Consider the following 19618-nt stretch of genomic DNA (forward strand, 5'->3'; position numbering starts at 1 on the left):
CAACAAAAATCATGAAAAATTTAAAATCTATTAAAACAATAAAACTCTTAGCTTTATTCTTTGTTTCAAGTTTAACACTTGTAAGCTGTTCAAGTGACGATGATGGCGATCACGATGACCACGACCACGAGGAAGAATTAATCACTACTGTAACTTACACTTTAAGCGATGGTACAAACGTAGTTACATTAACTTTTCAAGATTTAGATGGTGAAGGTGGTGAAGACGGAACTTCTACTGTTTCTGGTCCTTTAGCAGCAAGCACAACTTACACAGGTACATTACAACTTTTAAATGAAACCGAAAGTCCTGCTGATAACATTACTTTAGAGGTTGAAGAAGAAGGCGATGAACACGAGTTTTTCTTTTCATCAACAATTAATGACATCACTATTACTAAAGATGACATGGATGTAGATGGTAATCCAATTGGAATTGAGTCTACATTAACTACAGGAGCTGCTGGTACAGGATCTTTAACTATCATCTTAAAGCATGAGCCAACAAAACCTAACGATGGAACAGCTGCTGCTGCTGGAGGAAGTACTGATGTAGAGGTTACTTTCCCTATAACAGTTCAATAAATTAAGCCTTGTAATACAGTTATAAAAAAAGCGTTCTAAATGAACGCTTTTTTTTATTTAATTTCTATAACTGTTTCTTTCTCTTTACTGAATACATAGGTATAAAACCACATAATTGTAAAAGTTGGTATAATATCTAGTCCTGGTATAATCTCTTCTATAAAAGATATAACACCAGCAACCTTACCTTTGTTTCCACTATACATTTTAGCCATCAAAACTCCTGAAAGTGGTGCCCAAATAATATCTATAATGGTAATAAAACCAATAGCATCAAAAAGAATACTTAATGCTAGTTTTTTGTATTTGCTTAATCCTTCTAAATTCATAATTTATAATGTGTTGTTATACTTTATATTATAACAAGAAACATACCAAAATAGTATTATGACAATTTTTCGCTTATGAGCTTTAAAAACTCATTTCGCGTTTCAATTTTTTCAAATTGACCTCTAAACCCTGATGTAGTTGTTACAGAGTTTTGCTTTTGCACACCACGCATCATCATACACATATGAGAGGCTTCAATTACAACAGCTACTCCTTGTGGTTTTAAAGTATCGTTAATACAGTCTAATATTTGCTCTGTTAAGCGCTCTTGTACTTGCAATCGTCGTGCAAAAACATCTACAATTCTTGGTATTTTGCTAAGCCCTACAATTTGTCCGTTTGGTATATAGGCAATATGCGCTTTCCCGAAAAATGGTAACATGTGGTGTTCGCATAACGAGTATAGTTCAATGTCTTTTACGATTACCATTTCGTTGTAAGACTCTTTAAACATTGCACTTTTAAGAATCTCCGCTGCATCTTGATGATAGCCTTGTGTTAAAAATTTCATCGCTTTTGAAGCGCGCTCAGGCGTTTTGAGCAAACCTTCTCTTTCCACATCTTCACCTATATCTTTAATTATGTCTTTAAAGCGATTTTTAGTGTCGTCTGTGATATTAATATTATACTCTTCAAATTTGTTATAAGGCATATTCATTTTTTTTTTGATACATAAAAATACGTAAAATTCAATTGAAACCCTAGTATCATAAAAAGCTCATTTAACTTTTATTTAAGAGAAAAAACGGTTTCAACTAATAGATTTGTATCACTAACTGTAACAAATTAAATTAATTAATGTCTTTCTTTTAGAAATTAATTAAATCATCAATCATTAAAATGTTTTTCCGCTTAACTATCTTTCTCTCTGTGCTTTTTTGTTTTTCTACAATTCAAGCTCAGGATAAAAAAACCTTAACTATTACCAGAACGACGACACCTCCTAAAATTGATGGAGTATTAGACGATGTTGTTTGGCAAAATGCTGATGAAGCAAAAGACTTTACTCAATTTAGACCTGAAATGGATGTTCCTGAAACCGATTATCAAAAAACGGTTGTGAAAATTACTTATGACGACGATGCTATATATGTTGGTGCATATCTCTATGATAAGCCAGAGGAAATCATGAAGCAGTTTAACAGCAGAGATAATTTTGGTCAACAAGATTTTTTTGGCGTTATCTTCAACCCTAACAACGACGCTCAAAACGATACTGAGTTTTTTATTTTTCCGTCAGGAAATCAAGCAGATGCTATTGCTTCACCTAGTATTGGGGAAGATTTTGGTTGGAATGCTGTTTGGGAAAGCGCTGTGAAAATTGTAGATGATGGTTGGGTTGTTGAAATGAAAATTCCATACTTTAATTTACGATTTTCAAACCAAGATGTTCAAACTTGGGGATTACAATTCCATAGACATTTTAGAACTACTAGAGCGCAATATTCGTGGAATCCAATAGACAGAACCAAAGGTAACATAGGATTATATCATGGTGAATTAAAAGGCATTGAAAATATTGAGCCTCCTGTAAGGCTTAGCTTCTACCCTTTTACTTCAGGGCTTTTAAACACTTATGATGGTGAAACCGATACCGATTTTAACTTAGGCTTAGACATCAAATACGGAATTACCGAAAACTTTACGTTAGACATGACTTTAATACCTGATTTTAGTCAAGCAGGATTTGATAATTTGGTACTAAACCTTGGACCTTTTGAGCAAACCTTTTCTGAACAACGCCAGTTTTTCACCGAAGGTGTTGATTTGTTTAATAAAGGTAATTTATTTTTCTCAAGACGTGTAGGTAGTAGACCAATAGGTAATGTTGAGCTCAATGAAAACGAGGAAATTATTGATCGTCCTAATACAGTTAAAGTACTTAATGCTGCTAAAGTTTCTGGTCGAACTAAAAAAGGATTAGGAATTGGTGTTTTTAATGCTATTACCGAAAAAACCAAAGCTAAAATTAGAGATAATGAAACTGGTGAAGTAAGAGAAGAAGTTGTCGAGCCTCTTGCAAACTATAACATTTTGGTACTTGACCAACAATTTAATCAAAACTCATCAGTAAGTTTAATTAACACCAACGTAACTAGAGATGGTAATTTTAGAGATGCCAATGTTACTGGTTTACTGTTTGATATTTCAAACAAACGAAATACTTATAATCTTTATGGTGAAGCTAAAATGAGTAATCTAAACTTAGCTGACGGAAACCAAACTGGTTACAGCACTTTCTTTTTTGCAGGAAAATCACATGGAAAGTTAAGATATAGTTTTGACCATAGTTATGCTGACACCAAGTACGACATTAACGATTTAGGATTTATCTCAAGAAACAATTACAACAACTTTGGTGTGGACCTTACCTATCGAATTTTTGAACCTACCAAAAAGCTTAACAACTACTATATTGGCACTTATGTTAATTATACAAGATTAGCTAATCCTGGAGAGTACACAGGAAGCAGCTTTGGCGTAAACTTTGACGCAGTAACTAAAACACTTCACAACTTTGGTGGAAACATAAATTTCCAAGTTGGTAAACAGTTTGATTACTTTGAACCTCGTGTTGAAGGACGTTATTTTATCTATGAAAACCGAATAAACTCAAACGTTTGGATTTCTTCAAATTACAACAACACCTTTGCTATAGATGCTAATCTTGGTGGAGCAACTTATTTTGAAGATAATAGAGACACTAACGAGTATTGGTTTGGGTTAAACCCAAGAGTACGATTTAATGATAAATTTTTAGTAGTGTATTCTTTTGACTACAATAAAATTTTCAAGGATAGAGGATTTACAACGCTTTCAGATGATAATATCATTTTTGGAGAAAGAGACAGAAAAATATTGGTAAACAGTATTTCTGGAACTTATAACTTTAACTCCTTCCACTCTTTGGGTTTAACGTTTAGAAACTATTGGTCAACCGTTATTTATCAAGATGAATTGTTTACCTTAAGAGATAATGGTAGACTTACAAAAGACTCAGGCTTTACGGTTGGTGATTTAGAAAACAACCCAAATATCAATTTCAGCACATGGAATTTGGATTTAAATTACTCATGGCAATTTGCGCCTGGAAGTTTCCTAACTGCGTTATACAGAAATCAATTATTTAACTCTGACACTGCAGCTACTGAGACTTACAGACAAAGCTTGGACAGACTCTTTGACCAACCTATCCAACATACATTTTCACTGCGATTACAATACTTTTTAAATTACAGTGACTTAAAAAATGTCTTTAAGAAGAAAAACAAAACTAACTCTTAAATTGTGCATCACAGCTTAAAATAGTATGTTTACGTTATTATTTTCTAAAGCATGATTAAAGCCAAAAATATTCATAAACACTATAATGATTTACACGTTTTAAAAGGTGTTGATATCACTATTTCCAAAGGCGAAGTAGTCTCTATAGTTGGTGCTTCTGGTGCAGGAAAAACCACTTTACTGCAAATACTTGGTACTTTAGATAAAGCCAGCAGCAACAACGAAAGTCAGTTATTAATTAATGATGTTGATGTACTGCAGTTAAAAGATAAAGCTTTAGCTAAATTTAGAAATGAGCATATTGGGTTTATCTTTCAATTTCATCAATTGTTACCTGAATTTACAGCTTTGGAAAATGTTTGCTTACCTGCTTTTATAAAAAACACTCCTAAAACTGAAGCCGAAAAACGTGCTAAAGAATTATTGGATTTTTTAGGACTTAAAGAACGCTACAACCATAAACCCAACGAACTTTCAGGTGGTGAGCAACAACGTGTTGCAGTAGCTAGAGCTTTGATAAATAATCCTGGATTAATCTTTGCCGATGAACCTTCAGGAAATCTTGATAGCGAAAGTGCAGAAAACCTTCACAACCTATTTTTCAAACTTAGAGATGAGTATGGTCAAACCTTTGTAATTGTTACGCACAACGAAGAACTCGCTAATATGGCTGACCGTAAACTCACTATGGTTGATGGGAAGATTGTAAAATAACTACCTTCTACAACGCAACCAAATTAGCAATTCGGCATCTTAAGAGAAATGGTTGCTATGATTAAAAAAGTTACTTTTTCTTTTCTGTTTTTTTGCTTACTTGAAGTTTTAGTAGTTTCTTGTTGTGAAGATGAGTATAATCTTTATTTAACAAGCATAAACTTTACCGTTGAAGATAATGCCGACTTTGACATTACCACAATAAAACATGAAGATTTACAACTAAACTTGTTTCTTACTTATGAAACAGAGCTTACTTACTTAAAAAAAGAATTATCAAGACTATCCAACAAAGCTTATGCTACAAGTTGTGATGAAACCTACATTGTCAGAAATAAAGCAACTCAAGTTGAAATTACTTCTGACGCTACTTTTCAAAATATAGAGGCAGGAAATTCATTGAATGAATTATTCTATCTAAACCACAATGGAGCACTTAAAACGGTAGATAGTATTTTGGATTACATAAACCAAGACACTTATTACTATGGTGATTTTTATCAATTCGTTTTAGCTAATCCAATTAATGAAGATGTTAGTGCGTCATTCAAAATTAGTGTCTCCTTAGAAAATGGAGAATTTATTGAGCGCTCTACAGTAACTACAACTATTACTGCTGAATAACCTTAAATACATTTCAAAACTGTTTTAATGATTACTTTTGCACTTTATTACCAAAACAGCAAAAGTGAAATTCATTAATAAAACAGAACTTAAAGAGTTTTTAGACAGTAAAGTTGAACAATACAACAACCCAAAGTTTATTGAAAGCGACCCAATACAAATACCACATCGCTTTTCAAAAAAAGAAGATATTGAAATTACAGCATTTTTAACTGCTACCATTGCTTGGGGAAACCGAAAAAGCATTATCAACAATGCATCTAAAATGATGGATTTGTTAGATAACTCACCTTATGATTTTGTATTAAATCACAATGAAAGCGACCTAGAACCTTTACTGCAATTTGTGCATCGCACATTTAATGGAACCGATTTAATCACCTTTGTGAAAGCGCTAAAACACATTTATAATAATCATGGTGGATTAGAAACCGTATTTAGAAAAACTGCTAAAAACGAGTCGCTACAAATAGCAATAAGCCAATTTAAAACTCACTTTTTTGAAATTGAGCATTTACCTAGAACTCAAAAGCATGTGAGTGATCCTTTAAAAAATTCAGCAGCAAAACGAATCAACATGTATTTACGTTGGATGGTTAGAAATGATAATACTGGAGTAGATTTTGGGATTTGGAATAACATTTCACCTAGTCAACTCTCCTGTCCTTTAGACGTACACTCAGGAAATGTAGCTAGAAAATTAGGGCTTTTAACACGTAAACAAAATGATGCAAAAGCACTGTTTGAACTTGATACTAATTTAAGGAAATTAGACCCAAAAGACCCTGTAAAATACGATTTTGCACTTTTTGGGCTTGGTGTATTTGAAAGCTTTTAATTTTATATATTTGCTTCATATTACCCTAATTTAACTAACCAAAAAAATGAAGCACTCTTTTAGATTGAAAAAATCTCAAATAAAGACTGTTTTTTTTGAGAAATTGGATATTAAATCCGTTTCAATTGAAAATAAGTCTGATGTTGAGAATGCAATCACAAACATTTTAGTTTTTAACGACCTTGACAGTTATCTTAATCCGATAGACTGTAATTACAATTTTATCAATACTATGGTAAGTTTTCAATTAGAACTTAATCCTGAAAGAGATAAAAAAGACTTTTTTAAAACTATTAAAAAGTTTACTGAGTTCATTGAAGACACAACAGAAAACAAAAAAGCGAATTAAAAAACTTTAATTCGCTTTTCTATTTCTTATATGTGTTTACTTACAAAGTATCACTTTGGTTTAACCAAGCATTTCTTAGTTTTACCTGAGACTTGGTAGCCTCTAAGTTTTCTACTATTGTTTTAATTTTTGTAAATGCTGGAGTTAACTTAGTTTTAATAACTTTTTCTTCTCCATTTCTTAACAATTTTACTTCAATTTCGTCTCCTTCTTTCCATCTAAACATTTGTCCCATAACCATTCTAAGATTGTTAAGTTTAACATCTGTTCCATTAACCGAAGTAATAATGTCATTTTCTCTTACACCTTGCGATTCCCAAAAAGTGTTTTCTGATACGTTACTGGAAAAGAACACGTAATCGTCTTCTTCATTGGCATCAAAAACAAAGCCCATTCCTGATTGTACATAATTGGTTTCTGTTTGTGTTAACTCATACATTAAACCTACTTTTTCAAAAAACGCACCATAGTCAATTGGCACACCTTCAACCACATGTGTTTGTAAAAATTCCCCAATTGATGGATAGGTCATTTTAGTAATTTCTTCAATAATAGTATCGTCATCAAACGGTTTATGCACTCCATATTTAGCCGAAAGTTCTTTCATTAAAGACAACATACTTCTGTTTCCATTACTTTCTTCTCGCATTAAAATATCAATACACATCCCTATTAAAGCGCCTTTTTGATAAACGTTAGTATAGTTTTTAGCATAAGGGTCTTCAATAACATTCTCACTCATTTCAGTGAAACTCATGCTATCGTCATAATATTTTGATCTTGTTATTTGATTTTGAATTGTTCTGTAGTATTCTTTAGGTGTTACTAATCCTTCATACACTTGAAAGTGTTGTGCAAAAAACTCTGTTACACCTTCGTACATCCATAAATGTTTTGAAAATGTTGGATCATTATAATCAAAATAATGCACGTCTTCAGAATGCACTGAAAGTGGTGTTACGATATGAAAAAACTCATGCGACACCACGTCAACCATAGATTTTGCCAAATATTCTACTGAAGCCCATTCGCGTAAAACCACAACTGTTGAGGTATGATGCTCTAGAGCTCCAAACCCTTTAGGTGCTTTATCTGAACCATCAGATAAGTATAAATAAATATCATAACGTGCTGTACTGTTAATGTCTCCCAAGTAGTTCTTTTGGGCTTCCATCATAGTAAACATCGTTTCTTTTAAACTTGCAGCAGTGTGTTTTTTGTTTGGAGAATAAACGCTAAGTACAATTTTAATATCCCCTACCATAAACTCCTCTACATCAAGTTTTCCATACATCATTGGGTTATCAGTAATATCAAAATATCGTGGAGCAAAATAGCTTGTCGTTATTTTAGTACCATCGCTACTAGATTTTACACCTACATTTTGTAATGCCGAAGTACGCTCAAAAGTTGCAGGTGCAGTAACATCTAAATTGTATTGTGCATTTTTCAAACTATCAAAATACCCAATAAAACCATGTAAATTCAGGACATAATTATCTGACTCAATATTTGTTCCTTGTGGCGAAAACAAGCTAGGATAATTAGGATCACTTTCTACATCATAGCTATCATTCACCCAATAAGTGATAACGTCAAGTTGCTGTGCGTTGGTAATAACCCAAGAGTTTTCATCTATCTTTTTAGAAGGCAATACATTACCATTGTAATCTTTAGCTGCAAAATCATCAATAAAAGCCCCAAAATTACTTATATCATAAGTACCTTGAACTATTTTTGGTAATCTGTAAATTACTGAATCTTGAGTAAAACGTCCTGGATTTATAGTTACAGGTAATTTATCGTTATTAACAGCTGTAATATCGATAGAGGTATTAATTGGGTTGCTTACTGCTAAATCATCAACTGACTTAGATACAGAACCACAAGAAGTTAACAAAACGCTAATCCCAATTAGGGCAAGTATATTCTTCATGCTATTATTTTCTTTTAAGGGACAACAAATTTAGGATTATGTTACATTTTTGCGAGCCAATATTTTGTTAAAATGATGAATCACTATCTTAGCAGCATGCCTAAACCTTTGATAAGTATTTTTACGCCTTTTAAAAACACAGCAGCCTTTTTACCAGACTGCATAAACTCTATTATTAATCAGAGTTATACACACTGGGAACTCTTGATGATTGACGATCACTCAACCGATAATAGCTTTGAAATTGTTAACGCTTTTGCGCAACAAGACCCTAGAATAAAATTGCTTACAAACTCTGGAAGCGGTATTATTGATGCACTACAACTAGCTTTTAAAGAAAGTAAAGGGAGTTATGTAACTAGGATGGATAGTGACGATATTATGCATGTAGACCGATTACAACTCATGCTCAATAGCTTATTGGATTATGGTAAAAAACATGTAGCTGTTGGCAAGGTAAAGTATTTTAGTGATGTTGGAATTAGCGATGGTTATGCACGTTATGAAACTTGGCTGAATAACCTTACAGAAACTGGCAGTAACTATTCTGAAATCTATAAAGAATGTGTCATTCCTTCACCTTGTTGGTTAATTCACAGAGAAGATTTTATTGCTTGTGATGCTTTTCACCCAAATAGATATCCTGAAGACTACGATTTAACCTTTAGGTTTTACAAGCATAATTACAAGTGTATTCCTTGTGATACAGTATTGCATCATTGGAGAGACTACAGTTATCGCAGCTCACGAACTCACGAGCATTATGCCGAAAACACATTTTTAGAATTAAAACTTCATTATTTTTTAGAGCTAGATTACAATTCTAATAGAACACTTACAGTTTGGGGAGCTGGTGCCAAAGGAAAAAGCATTGCCAAACAACTTAAAGCTAAACAAATACCTTTTGTTTGGATTTGCGATAATCCCAAAAAAATTGGCAAAAGCATTTATGGTGTTAAACTGCATAACTTTGAACATTTAAAACAGTTACACCAACCACAAAGTATTGTTACAGTTGCTAATGAGCAAGCACAACAAGAAATTACATCTTATTTTAAACAACAACAAATGGAACCAATGATTGATTATTTTTTCTTTTGCTAGATTTCAATTACCAGACAAAACGTTAAATTTCTCAAAACCCAACCGCAATAATCGCTCATCATTTTCTATATTTGAAAGCTAGTACAATTAATCATTAGGAATGCAGTTTAAACACCCAGAACTTCTTTACGCCTTACTCCTGCTTATCATTCCTATAATTGTTCATTTATTTCAGCTACGTAGATTTAAAAAGGTTGAATTTACAAATGTTCTGTTTTTAAAAAACATCACTTTACAAACTCGTAAAAGTTCCCAACTAAAAAAGTGGTTAACACTACTTACTCGTTTACTACTTTTAGCTTGTGCTATAATTGCATTTGCACAACCTTACATTTCTAAATCTAGCAGTTATAAAACCAAAAGCGAAACGGTAATTTACTTAGACAATTCGTTTAGCATGCAAGCCAAAGGAAGTAACGGAACGCTTTTAAACAGTGCTATACAAGATATTATTGAACATATTGACGAAAACGAAAAGATTACGTTTTTTACTAATAATAGTTATAAACCCAACACAACGGTTAAAGCTATAAAGAACGAATTGATTCAACTATCAAATTCGCCAAATCAAATTACTTATGATGCTGCACTATTAAAAGGAAAAAATGCCTTTTCTAAAGATAAAAGTACGCTTAAAAATTTGGTGCTGATTTCCGATTTTCAACAGCATAACAACGTATTCAACACAGCTACTGATTCTTCAATCCAGTTAAAATTAGTACAGCTAAAACCTGTAAACAACTACAATGTTGCTATTGATAGTGCTTATATTTCAAAAGCTAATGCTGAAAACATTGAGTTGAGCGTTACCATAAAAAATTCTGGTAATCCTATTGATAACTTACCTGTATCATTATACAATGACGACAATTTAGTAGCTAAAAGTTCAATAAGTAGTACTGAAAATGACTCTGTGGTTTTCACACTTCCTTTTAATCAAATGTTTAATGGTAAACTAAGTATTGAAGATGCTGGTTTAACTTATGACAACACCTTGTTTTTTAACTTAGATAAAAGTGAAACCATAAAGGTATTATCCATAAATGAAGCTGATGACACCTTCTTAAAAAAGATATATACTGATGATGAATTCAGCTACACATCATACAAGCTAAACGAGTTAGATTACAATACTATTTCATCTCAAAATTTAATTGTTTTAAACGAGATAAAAAACATTCCAAATTCGCTAACAACTGCTTTAAAAGCATTTACTGATGATGGTAGAACACTATTAATTATACCTTCAAGTAATTCCGAATTAAGCTCTTATAATCAATTATTTATAAATTACAACATTTCAACATTCAATACTACAACTCCTGAAGAGAAAAGGATAACTTCTATTCAGTTTTCACATCCTTTATTGACTAATGTTTTTGATAAAAAAATCAGCAATTTTCAATATCCAAAAACTAATAAAAGATATGTGTTTTCAGGACCTAGTGGTGCTTCGGTTTTAAACTTTGAAGACAGTACTCCTTTTTTAAGCCAAAACGAAAATCTATACACTTTTACAGCGGCTTTAAATGAAGACAATTCAAACTTCAAAAATTCGCCTTTAATTGTTCCTGTGTTGTATAATATTGGGAAGCAAAGTCTTAAACTGTCTCAATTGTACTACACTATTGGAAAGGAAAATAAAATAGACATAAACACCAAGCTACAACAAGACGATATATTAAAACTAGGAAACGAAAACAACGCTAGTATTCCTTTACAACAAACCTTTACCAATAAAGTGGAGTTAATTACCAATGAATACCCTGAAAAAGCTGGTATTATTCCTGTAATGAACAAGAATGAAGTATTAAAACAATTAAGTTTTAATTACAATAGAACTGAAAGTAATTTATACTATCATGATTTAGAAAACATTGAAGGTTTAAACGTAACTAAAAGTGTCGCTTCGGCAATTAACGATATAAAAAGTGCTACAAATGTTAATGAGCTATGGAAATGGTTTGTTATTTTTGCATTAGCTTTTTTAATCATTGAAATGCTCATCTTAAAATATTTTAAATGAACGTACTCCTAAAATCTGCAACAATAGTTGACCCAAAAAGCGATTTTCACAATCAAACTGTTGATATTTTAATTGAAAAAGGAGTCATTTCGCAGATTTCAAAACGCATTAGCAATCCAAAAAACTACAAAGAAATTAAGCTAGACAATCTCCATGTTTCAAAAGGCTGGTTTGATAGTAGTGTGAGTTTTGGAGAACCAGGTTATGAAGAACGCGAAACCATTGAAAACGGCTTAAAAACTGCTGCATTATCAGGATTTACATCTGTTGTATTAAATTCTAATACACATCCAGTAATTGATACTAATGCTGATGTTTCGTTTTTAAAAGCAAAAGCCAATGGAAATGCTGTAGACTTACATCCTTTAGGTGCTTTAACCAAAGAAAGTAAAGGCGTTGATTTAGCTGAACTGTTTGACATGAAAAGCGCTGGAGCTGTTGCTTTTTACGACTACCAAAAACCCATAAGCAACCCAAATCTTATAAAGATTGCTCTTCAATATGCTAGCAATTTTGATGGTTTAGTGATGTCTTTTCCACAAGAATCTAAAATTTCTGGTCTTGGTGTCATGCACGAACATGTCACAAGTACGTCTTTAGGACTCAAAGGAAACCCTTCCTTAGCTGAAGAACTACAAATAGCAAGAGATTTGTTTATCTTAGAATACACTGAAGGAAAACTTCATATTCCAACAATTTCAACAGCAAAATCTGTTGAGCTTATACGAGCTGCAAAACAGAAAAAGCTTAATGTTACCTGTAGTGTAGCTATACACAACCTGATACTAACCGATAAAGATCTGGTAAATTTCAACACCAATTATAAAGTGTTACCTCCATTACGTTCGCAATCTGATATAGATGCATTAATAGAAGGTGTAAAAGATGGTACAATTGACATGGTTACTAGTGACCACAACCCTATTGATATTGAACACAAAAAAGTTGAGTTTGACCACGCAATGTATGGTACAATAGGTTTAGAAAGTGCTTTTGGTGCTTTACAAACTATTTTCACACTTAAGAAAACTATAGACTTACTTACAAAAGGAAAAGAGCGTTTTGATCTGCAATCCAGCTCAATACAACAAGGCCAAAAAGCAAACATCACACTTTTTAACCCAAACCAAAGTTATACGTTTACAAAAGATAATATAGTTTCAAACTCCAAAAACAGTTGCTTTGAAAACCATGACTTAAAAGGAATTGTTTACGGTATTTACGCTAACAACCAACTTGTTTTAAAATAATGACAGAAAATATTATAAAAGAAGGAAAAACCTTAGCTATAGTAAGCTACTTGACCTTTATAGGTTTAATTATAGCTATTATTATGAATTTAGAAAAACGCAATCCGTTTACGTTTTTCCATATAAGGCAAATGTTAGGACTCATTATAATGCTATTGGTTTCTAACGTTTCAGAAAAATATATAAATAGCTGGTTTGGTACGGTTTTATGGATTATCACTTTTGTTTGCTGGCTATATGGTTTATACAATGCCTTTACAGGAGAAAAAAAGCCAATTCCTGTAGTTGGTGAATTATTTCAAGATTGGTTTAGAAAAATTAACTAACAACTAATGGCTGAATTAAGTATACACCACATTACAAGACCTTCTTCTATAAAAGAAAATGCTCCGCTATTAATCATGCTTCATGGTTATGGTAGTGACGAAAACGATTTGTTTTCATTTGCATCTGAACTTCCTGAAGAATTGTTTATCATTTCCTTGAGAGCTCCATATCCAATGCAACCTTTTGGCAATGCTTGGTATGCTATTAATTTTGATGCGGAACACAACAAATGGAACGACAATGAACAAGCCACAGCATCAAGAGATTTAATTGCTCAATTTATTGACGAGGCTTGCAATACTTACCCTGTAAACAAGGACAATATTACATTATTAGGTTTTAGTCAAGGGAGTATTTTAAGTTATGCTGTTGCGCTTACCTACCCTAACAAGGTAAATAATATTATAGCACTTAGCGGTTATGTAAGTGAAGACATTTTGCCTGAAAACTTAAACCCTAATGATTACACCAAACTAGATTTTTACTGCTCTCATGGTAGTGTAGATCAAGTTATTCCTGTTGAATGGGCAAGAAAAACACCTAAATTTTTAGAGGCTTTAAACATTAAACACAAGTATTCTGAATTTCCTGTAGGCCATGGTGTTGCACCACAAAATTTTTATGAGTTTAGAACTTGGTTAAACGACAAGCTCTAGTAACTAGGTCTGTATAAAAAATATTCTACTAGCTTAAACTTAAGTTCTTCCTGGTCGATAATTTCATAGGTTAAGAACATTTGTCCCCAATGTTTTCCATCAGTAAAATCGGCTAAAATCCATTTGTGATTAAGCACTTTTACTGTGTTTATTGACATTTTAGAGTCTGTCATTGATGCATAAGGTACAATTGGATGGTCATCACCTTCATAAACGTTTAACTTATACAATTCATCTTTTATAAACGGAATTAAGGTTTCAGTATCATAACCTCTATCTTCAAAATAGGTAAGTGCATCATCATCATTGTCGATATTAAAATGCATGAGTTCAGAATTTTTTTCTGTTAAGCTTGATATTTCAGCTTCGTATTTATCAACCTTTTCCTTCAAGATATTTATATCCTTTTCATAAACATCAAGTATATTCTTTGAGTTTACATACTGAAAAATGATTAGTAGTACTGAAAAAATAAACAAGTACATAAATATTCTGCTCTTCATAATTTTAAAGTGTTATTTGTAGATTATCATAAGCCAAAAATACATGTTTTGGCAATTTTTGTTCAACTTCATCATGAAAACCTAATAAATGACTAATATGAGTAAGGTATGCTTTTTCAGGTTTTACTTTGTCAATAAATGCTAAGGCTTCCTCTAAATTTAAATGTGAGTGGTGAGATTCTTCTCTTAAGGCATTTATAACCAAAACTTTTAAATGCTTTAGTTTTTCCATTTCTGCTTCTGCAATGGTTTTCATGTCTGTTAAATAGGCAAAATCATTAACTCTAAACCCAAACACCTGCAAATTACCATGCATTAGGTTTATTGGTACTACAGTAGTATCTCCTAATTCAAAAGGTGTATTCTCAATCTCGTGTATATCAACTCCAGGAGCTCCTGGATATTTATTTTTAGTTTCAAAAACATACGCAAATCGCTGTTGCAAAGCTTTTACAACTCTTTTATGAGCATAAATAGGCATGTCACCTTGCCTAAAATTAAAAGGTCTAATATCGTCCAATCCTGCTGTATGATCTGCATGTTCATGAGTAAATAAAATACCATCAATTTTATTACAATTAGCAGTAAGCATTTGCTGTCTAAAATCAGGACCACAATCAATAACGTAAGCATAATTGTCCCATTCAATTAACACAGAAACTCTAAGTCGCTTATCTTTTGGATTATCACTTAAACATACTGGATGTGTGCTTCCTATAACTGGAATTCCTTGCGATGTGCCTGTACCCAAAAATGTTATTTTCAATTCTAGAAGTTTGAAACAAAAATAATGTTATTTTTTTGTTTACCATGCTATTTTAATACCTTTGTGCAATACTAAAACCCGGATTTAAAAGATGGAAATAACCTTAAAGGGAGACAGAGAATTTGATGACGTACCTTCGTTAAAAACTAAGGCACTTCGAATTAACCTTAATGAAAATATCTACGGTACTTTTGCCGAAATTGGAGCTGGACAAGAAACTGTACGTCAGTTTTTTAGAGCTGGTGGTGCTTCGGGTACAATTGCAAAAGCAATGTCTGCTTATGACAAGGATTTTAGCGACGCTATTTATGGTATAGAAGATGACAAACGTTATGTTACTGAAGCGCGTTTAAGAAAAATGCTAAATCATGAGGTTAACTTAATTGAAAAAAGACTACCTAGAGACAAACATCCTAATAAATTGTTTTTCTCTTATGCAAATACTGTTGCTACAATAGATTTTGCTAAAAACTATAAAGGACATGGTTGGGTAGGTATTAAATACCAAATAGAACCAGACCAAGAGTATAACGACATCATTATTCATATTAGGTTTAAAGAAACTGATGCGCGTTTACAACAAGAAACACTTGGGGTTTTAGGTACAAATTTAATTTATGGTGCGTTTTATAAGTACAATGAACCTAAAAAATTATTACGTTACTTATACGATCATTTAGATAAAGACCAGTTAGAAATCGATACGATTAACTTCTCTGGACCTGTATTTAAAGACATTGATAACCGTTTAATGAGCTTACAACTAGTTAAAAACGGTATGACTGATGCCGTAATGTTTGCTCCTGACGGAAACAACGTATTACCAGCAAGGGTTTTATACAAAAAGAATATACTAGCGTTACGTGGTAGTTTTAGACCTGTAACCAAAGTAAACATGGACATGTTTCAAAAGTCTTATGACATGTTCATTAAAGAAAACAAAGTTGATGTCGATAAAACTCAAGTCATCTTTGAAATTACCTTATCCAACCTTCGTGCTGAAGGTGAAATTGATGAGCAAGATTTCATGGATAGAGCAAAACTATTATGTTCTTTAGGGCAAACAGTTCTTATCTCAAACTTTCAGGAGTATTATAAACTTGTTGAATATTTTTCTCAATACTCTAAAAACAGAATGGGCTTATCAATGGGTGTCAACAACTTAGTAGATATTTTTGATGAAAAATACTACAGACACTTAAGTGGAGGTATTCTAGAAGCTTTTGGTAAGTTGTTCTTTAAAGATTTAAGAGTTTACTTATATCCAATGCAAAATGAAGATGGTACGCTAACTAATAGTGAAAATCTTAAAGTACATCCTAGAATGAAAGAACTTTACAAGTTCTTCAAATACAACGGAAAAGTAGTAGACATTACCGATTTTGACCCTTCTACTTTAGCTATTTTCTCAAGAAAAGTACTTAAAATGATTGCCAAAGGGGAAGATGGATGGGAAACTATGCTACCTGAGGGTGTTTCTAAATTAATTAAAGAAAAAAGCCTCTTCGGTTGTGAATCGGAAGAAATATTTCATAAAGAATAAAAAAGAAAAGCGACCAAATGGTCGCTTTTTTTATTTATGGTTAAGAGGGTAAACTTTACTTAAAATGTAAACTCATATCCTATATTAACTGCAGAATAACTGTAGGTATCCATAACTTCTGTGTATGAAGCTACAATACCTGAACATTTTGAGACTTGCATACCAAGCCTAAGTCTATACAAGAAACCGCCTTCATCTAATCCATAAGCATAACCTGCGTCTCCACCTACGTGAAACTTATCATTATCAGTATGAAATCTAAACGTTCCTGCAAACGATACAAACTTCCCGTCACCTTCTTTTATAAGAGTGTTGCTAGAGTTGTTTTGAAATGCATACATTGCTCCAAGCGTTCCTCCTACTTTTAAATCCTTAGTTAAATTGTACAAATACGTAACGTCAAACGCTGCATTGGTTGAGAAAACTTCATTAGCATAGTCTCCTCCTACAGTACCTCCTACACTAAATGCAGCTCTAAATTCATAAGGATCTACAGTTTCTTCTTCTGGTTGTTCTTCTTGAGCATACGCTCCTAAACAACATGTTACTAAAAAAATAATTGTTAAAAAGTTCTTTATCATAATCTAAAGTATTAGTTAGTTATACAGCTAAAATAAACTTTTTGATCTAATTTTTAACATTTTCTTAAATAACCTATGTGTTTTTTATGAAAAATATTGCTATTCCAATATTTGCTCTGAGTGTATTTTAGCCTTAACCTTATCTATAACTTTTTCGATTATACCGTCTTCATTAATAACAAAAGTTGCTCTATGAATACCATCAAATGTTCGTCCCATGAACTTTTTTGGTCCCCAAACACCAAACGCATTAATTACTTCTTTATCAACGTCTGCTAATAATGGATAAGGAAAACTAAACTTATTTTTAAAGTTAGTTTGTCGTTTTTCAGTATCAGCACTCACACCTAAAATTTCGTAGCCTTTATCAGTAAGCTCACTGTAATTATCTCTTAAATTACAAGCTTCTACAGTACAAGTAGGTGTATTGGCTTTAGGATAAAAGAAAATCACAAGCTTTTTCCCTTTATAGTCTGAAAGCGATACTGTGTTTCCTTGTTCGTCTTTTGCTGTAAAATCTGGAGCTTTATCTCCTGCTTTTAATTTAGTCATATTTATTAACTTTGAATTTTATGTAAAAATACAATTAATGACTAAGCAAGAAAAGGTAGATTTTGTTATAAATACCTTAAAATCTATTTATCCAACCATTCCTATTCCTTTAGACCATAAAGACCCTTATACATTGTTAATAGCTGTACTTATGTCTGCACAAAGTACAGATGTTAGGGTAAATCAAATTACACCTTTACTTTTTGAAAAAGCTGATAACCCTTATGACATGATAAAACTTACGGTTAAAGAAATTCGTGAAATTATTAAACCAGTTGGACTATCACCCATGAAAAGTAAAGGTATACATGGGCTTTCAAAAATACTTATTGAGGAACACAACGGAGAAGTTCCTCAAACCTACGAAGACCTAGAAAAACTCCCTGCTGTTGGACATAAAACTGCAGCAGTTGTATTATCGCAAGCGTTTGGTATTCCTGCTTTTCCTGTAGATACACACATACATCGATTAATGTATCGTTGGGGTTTTAGTAATGGTAAAAATGTTGTACAAACCGAAAAAGATGCAAAACGATTATTTCCTGAAGAATTATGGAATGATCTTCATTTGCAAATCATTTGGTATGGTAGAGAATACTCTCCTGCTAGAGGTTGGAATTTAGAAAAAGACATCATCACCAAAACTATTGGTAGGGCATCTGTAATAAAAGACTATTACAAATCAAAAAAGTCCTGACGACTAACCGATCAGGACTTTTCAAAATTTAATTTAGAAGTGCTTCAAACTTCAATTTATTACAATGTATAACACTTAAAGCCTTAGAGTAATTTAAAAGAAAATCTACAGTTTCTTTTTTAGGGTTCAGGTTGTTTTTTGTTTGAGGATAATTAGAGTAAAGTTTTGCCATTATCGGAATTTTAAGTTAGTACAATTTCAATAACGCAGTAAAACTCTATTTATTATATCAATTTGTTAAAACTATATTATTTTTTTCGATTACCTTCCTTAAATTTATCAATGCATAACGCATTCTACCCAAGGCTGTATTGATGCTAACACCAGTACTATCACTTATTTCTTTAAAACTCATATCCTTGTACATACGCATTACTAAAACGTCTTTTTGGTCGTCTGGTAACTCTTCAATAAGTCGTCTTAAATCACATTCTACCTGCTCTTTGATAAGCTGTTTTTCAGCATTTAAGGCAGAATCTCCTAATACCGAAAAAATACTGAACTCACCAGAGTTATCAAACTTTGGCATTCTGTTGCTTTTTCTAAAATGATCAATAACTAAATTATGCGCAATACGCATAACCCAAGGTAAAAATTTACCTTCTTCGTTGTATTTTCCTAGCTTAAGCGTTTTAATAACCTTAATAAAAGTGTCTTGGAAAATATCTTCAGTAATATCTTTATCAAATACTTTTGAATAGATAAAACTGTAAATCTTTTGTTTGTGTCTGTGGATTAAAACCGAAAGAGCGCTTTCGTCTCCTTGAATGTAGTTTTTTACTAAAACAGCGTCAGTGATAAGTTCGTGTTTCATAATCATTACTTTAAGGGCAAAGAATTTACTTCTTAGCTTGGGGTTAATTTCTAAAGTAATGTTACGCTATAGGCGAATGGTTTTTAACTGTTTATGTCTCAAATATAACAACAATCATTCCGAAATTCCAAAAAAACAG

Annotated in this window: 22 protein-coding genes; 13 read left to right on the forward strand and 9 right to left on the reverse strand. The window is 32.3% G+C overall.

What is annotated here, in order from left to right:
* The first annotated feature begins 11 nt into the window (after positions 1-11).
* Entirely contained in the window at positions 12-584 is a 573-nt protein-coding gene (locus ABD011_RS10720) for a type 1 periplasmic binding fold superfamily protein (RefSeq protein WP_343798163.1), read from the forward strand.
* Between the two features lie 53 nt (positions 585-637).
* Here ABD011_RS10720 and ABD011_RS10725 read toward each other — a convergent pair whose 3' ends face one another.
* Together ABD011_RS10725 and folE are read right to left on the reverse strand one after the other, a co-directional pair.
* The gene (locus ABD011_RS10725) at positions 638-913 is read right to left on the reverse strand and encodes a hypothetical protein (protein WP_129760150.1); all 276 of its coding nucleotides are present in this window, start codon (positions 911-913) and stop codon (positions 638-640) included.
* 56 nt (positions 914-969) lie between these two features.
* A complete protein-coding gene (gene folE, locus ABD011_RS10730; protein WP_131506811.1) occupies positions 970-1566 on the reverse strand; it encodes a GTP cyclohydrolase I FolE in 597 nt (198 codons plus the stop codon).
* Positions 1567-1754: 188 nt separating this feature from the next.
* Between folE and ABD011_RS10735 the strand changes: the two genes are divergently transcribed.
* The 5 genes from ABD011_RS10735 (at position 1755) to ABD011_RS10755 (ending at position 6724) form a co-directional block, all read left to right on the forward strand.
* Positions 1755-4199: a DUF5916 domain-containing protein gene (locus ABD011_RS10735; RefSeq protein WP_343798166.1), complete on the forward strand. Its 2445-nt coding sequence runs from the start codon at positions 1755-1757 to the stop codon at positions 4197-4199.
* 51 nt (positions 4200-4250) lie between these two features.
* The gene (locus ABD011_RS10740) at positions 4251-4913 is read left to right on the forward strand and encodes an ABC transporter ATP-binding protein (protein WP_343798168.1); all 663 of its coding nucleotides are present in this window, start codon (positions 4251-4253) and stop codon (positions 4911-4913) included.
* A gap of 57 nt (positions 4914-4970) precedes the next feature.
* Complete coding sequence (locus ABD011_RS10745; RefSeq protein WP_343798170.1) at positions 4971-5537, forward strand: hypothetical protein; 567 nt, start codon at positions 4971-4973, stop codon at positions 5535-5537.
* A gap of 73 nt (positions 5538-5610) precedes the next feature.
* Positions 5611-6375 carry a TIGR02757 family protein gene (locus ABD011_RS10750; RefSeq protein ID WP_343798559.1) on the forward strand — a complete coding sequence of 255 codons (765 nt, stop codon included), beginning with the start codon at positions 5611-5613 and terminating at the stop codon, positions 6373-6375.
* A 46-nt stretch (positions 6376-6421) separates the two neighbouring features.
* The gene (locus ABD011_RS10755; protein ID WP_129760155.1) at positions 6422-6724 is read left to right on the forward strand and encodes a hypothetical protein; all 303 of its coding nucleotides are present in this window, start codon (positions 6422-6424) and stop codon (positions 6722-6724) included.
* A gap of 40 nt (positions 6725-6764) precedes the next feature.
* Here the strand turns inward: ABD011_RS10755 and ABD011_RS10760 are convergent, their stop codons facing one another.
* The gene (locus ABD011_RS10760; RefSeq protein ID WP_343798172.1) at positions 6765-8660 is read right to left on the reverse strand and encodes a M61 family metallopeptidase; all 1896 of its coding nucleotides are present in this window, start codon (positions 8658-8660) and stop codon (positions 6765-6767) included.
* 96 nt (positions 8661-8756) lie between these two features.
* Between ABD011_RS10760 and ABD011_RS10765 the strand changes: the two genes are divergently transcribed.
* The 5 genes from ABD011_RS10765 to ABD011_RS10785 all read left to right on the forward strand — a co-directional run bounded on the left by ABD011_RS10765 (position 8757) and on the right by ABD011_RS10785 (position 14023).
* Positions 8757-9764 (forward strand): glycosyltransferase, encoded by a 1008-nt coding sequence (locus ABD011_RS10765; protein WP_425545559.1) that lies wholly within the window; start codon positions 8757-8759, stop codon positions 9762-9764.
* Positions 9765-9864: 100 nt separating this feature from the next.
* A complete protein-coding gene (locus ABD011_RS10770) occupies positions 9865-11790 on the forward strand; it encodes a vWA domain-containing protein (protein ID WP_343798176.1) in 1926 nt (641 codons plus the stop codon).
* A complete protein-coding gene (locus ABD011_RS10775; protein WP_343798178.1) occupies positions 11787-13040 on the forward strand; it encodes a dihydroorotase in 1254 nt (417 codons plus the stop codon). The genes ABD011_RS10770 and ABD011_RS10775 overlap by 4 nt, the downstream gene beginning before the upstream one ends.
* Complete coding sequence (locus ABD011_RS10780; RefSeq protein WP_343798180.1) at positions 13040-13366, forward strand: DUF4870 domain-containing protein; 327 nt, start codon at positions 13040-13042, stop codon at positions 13364-13366. Before ABD011_RS10775 ends, ABD011_RS10780 begins: the two co-directional genes overlap by 1 nt.
* Positions 13367-13372: 6 nt before the next feature.
* A complete protein-coding gene (locus ABD011_RS10785) occupies positions 13373-14023 on the forward strand; it encodes an alpha/beta hydrolase (RefSeq protein WP_343798182.1) in 651 nt (216 codons plus the stop codon).
* On the opposite strand, the gene ABD011_RS10790 is transcribed toward ABD011_RS10785, so the two are convergent.
* Together ABD011_RS10790 and ABD011_RS10795 are read right to left on the reverse strand one after the other, a co-directional pair.
* On the reverse strand, positions 14020-14526 hold the full coding sequence (locus ABD011_RS10790) for a hydrolase (protein WP_343798184.1): 507 nt from the start codon (positions 14524-14526) through the stop codon (positions 14020-14022). The genes ABD011_RS10785 and ABD011_RS10790 overlap by 4 nt on opposite strands.
* A gap of 4 nt (positions 14527-14530) precedes the next feature.
* Positions 14531-15292 carry an MBL fold metallo-hydrolase gene (locus ABD011_RS10795; RefSeq protein WP_343798186.1) on the reverse strand — a complete coding sequence of 254 codons (762 nt, stop codon included), beginning with the start codon at positions 15290-15292 and terminating at the stop codon, positions 14531-14533.
* Between the two features lie 91 nt (positions 15293-15383).
* On the opposite strand from ABD011_RS10795, the gene ABD011_RS10800 reads away from it, so the two are divergent.
* Positions 15384-16835, forward strand: coding sequence for a TonB-dependent receptor (locus ABD011_RS10800; RefSeq protein ID WP_129760162.1), 1452 nt, complete (start codon positions 15384-15386; stop codon positions 16833-16835).
* A gap of 59 nt (positions 16836-16894) precedes the next feature.
* Here the strand turns inward: ABD011_RS10800 and ABD011_RS10805 are convergent, their stop codons facing one another.
* Both ABD011_RS10805 and bcp read right to left on the reverse strand, forming a co-directional pair.
* Positions 16895-17416 (reverse strand): hypothetical protein, encoded by a 522-nt coding sequence (locus ABD011_RS10805; RefSeq protein WP_343798189.1) that lies wholly within the window; start codon positions 17414-17416, stop codon positions 16895-16897.
* Positions 17417-17515: 99 nt separating this feature from the next.
* Complete coding sequence (gene bcp, locus ABD011_RS10810) at positions 17516-17968, reverse strand: thioredoxin-dependent thiol peroxidase (RefSeq protein WP_131506834.1); 453 nt, start codon at positions 17966-17968, stop codon at positions 17516-17518.
* 37 nt (positions 17969-18005) lie between these two features.
* On the opposite strand from bcp, the gene ABD011_RS10815 reads away from it, so the two are divergent.
* Positions 18006-18665 carry an endonuclease III domain-containing protein gene (locus ABD011_RS10815; RefSeq protein WP_335975774.1) on the forward strand — a complete coding sequence of 220 codons (660 nt, stop codon included), beginning with the start codon at positions 18006-18008 and terminating at the stop codon, positions 18663-18665.
* A gap of 28 nt (positions 18666-18693) precedes the next feature.
* On the opposite strand, the gene ABD011_RS10820 is transcribed toward ABD011_RS10815, so the two are convergent.
* Complete coding sequence (locus ABD011_RS10820) at positions 18694-18837, reverse strand: hypothetical protein (protein WP_165353683.1); 144 nt, start codon at positions 18835-18837, stop codon at positions 18694-18696.
* Between the two features lie 57 nt (positions 18838-18894).
* Positions 18895-19479, reverse strand: coding sequence for an RNA polymerase sigma factor (locus ABD011_RS10825; protein ID WP_129760166.1), 585 nt, complete (start codon positions 19477-19479; stop codon positions 18895-18897).
* Positions 19480-19618 lie beyond the last annotated feature (139 nt).

The sequence above is a fragment of the Gaetbulibacter jejuensis genome (assembly GCF_039524015.1).
Taxonomy (GTDB): domain Bacteria; phylum Bacteroidota; class Bacteroidia; order Flavobacteriales; family Flavobacteriaceae; genus Gaetbulibacter_B; species Gaetbulibacter_B jejuensis.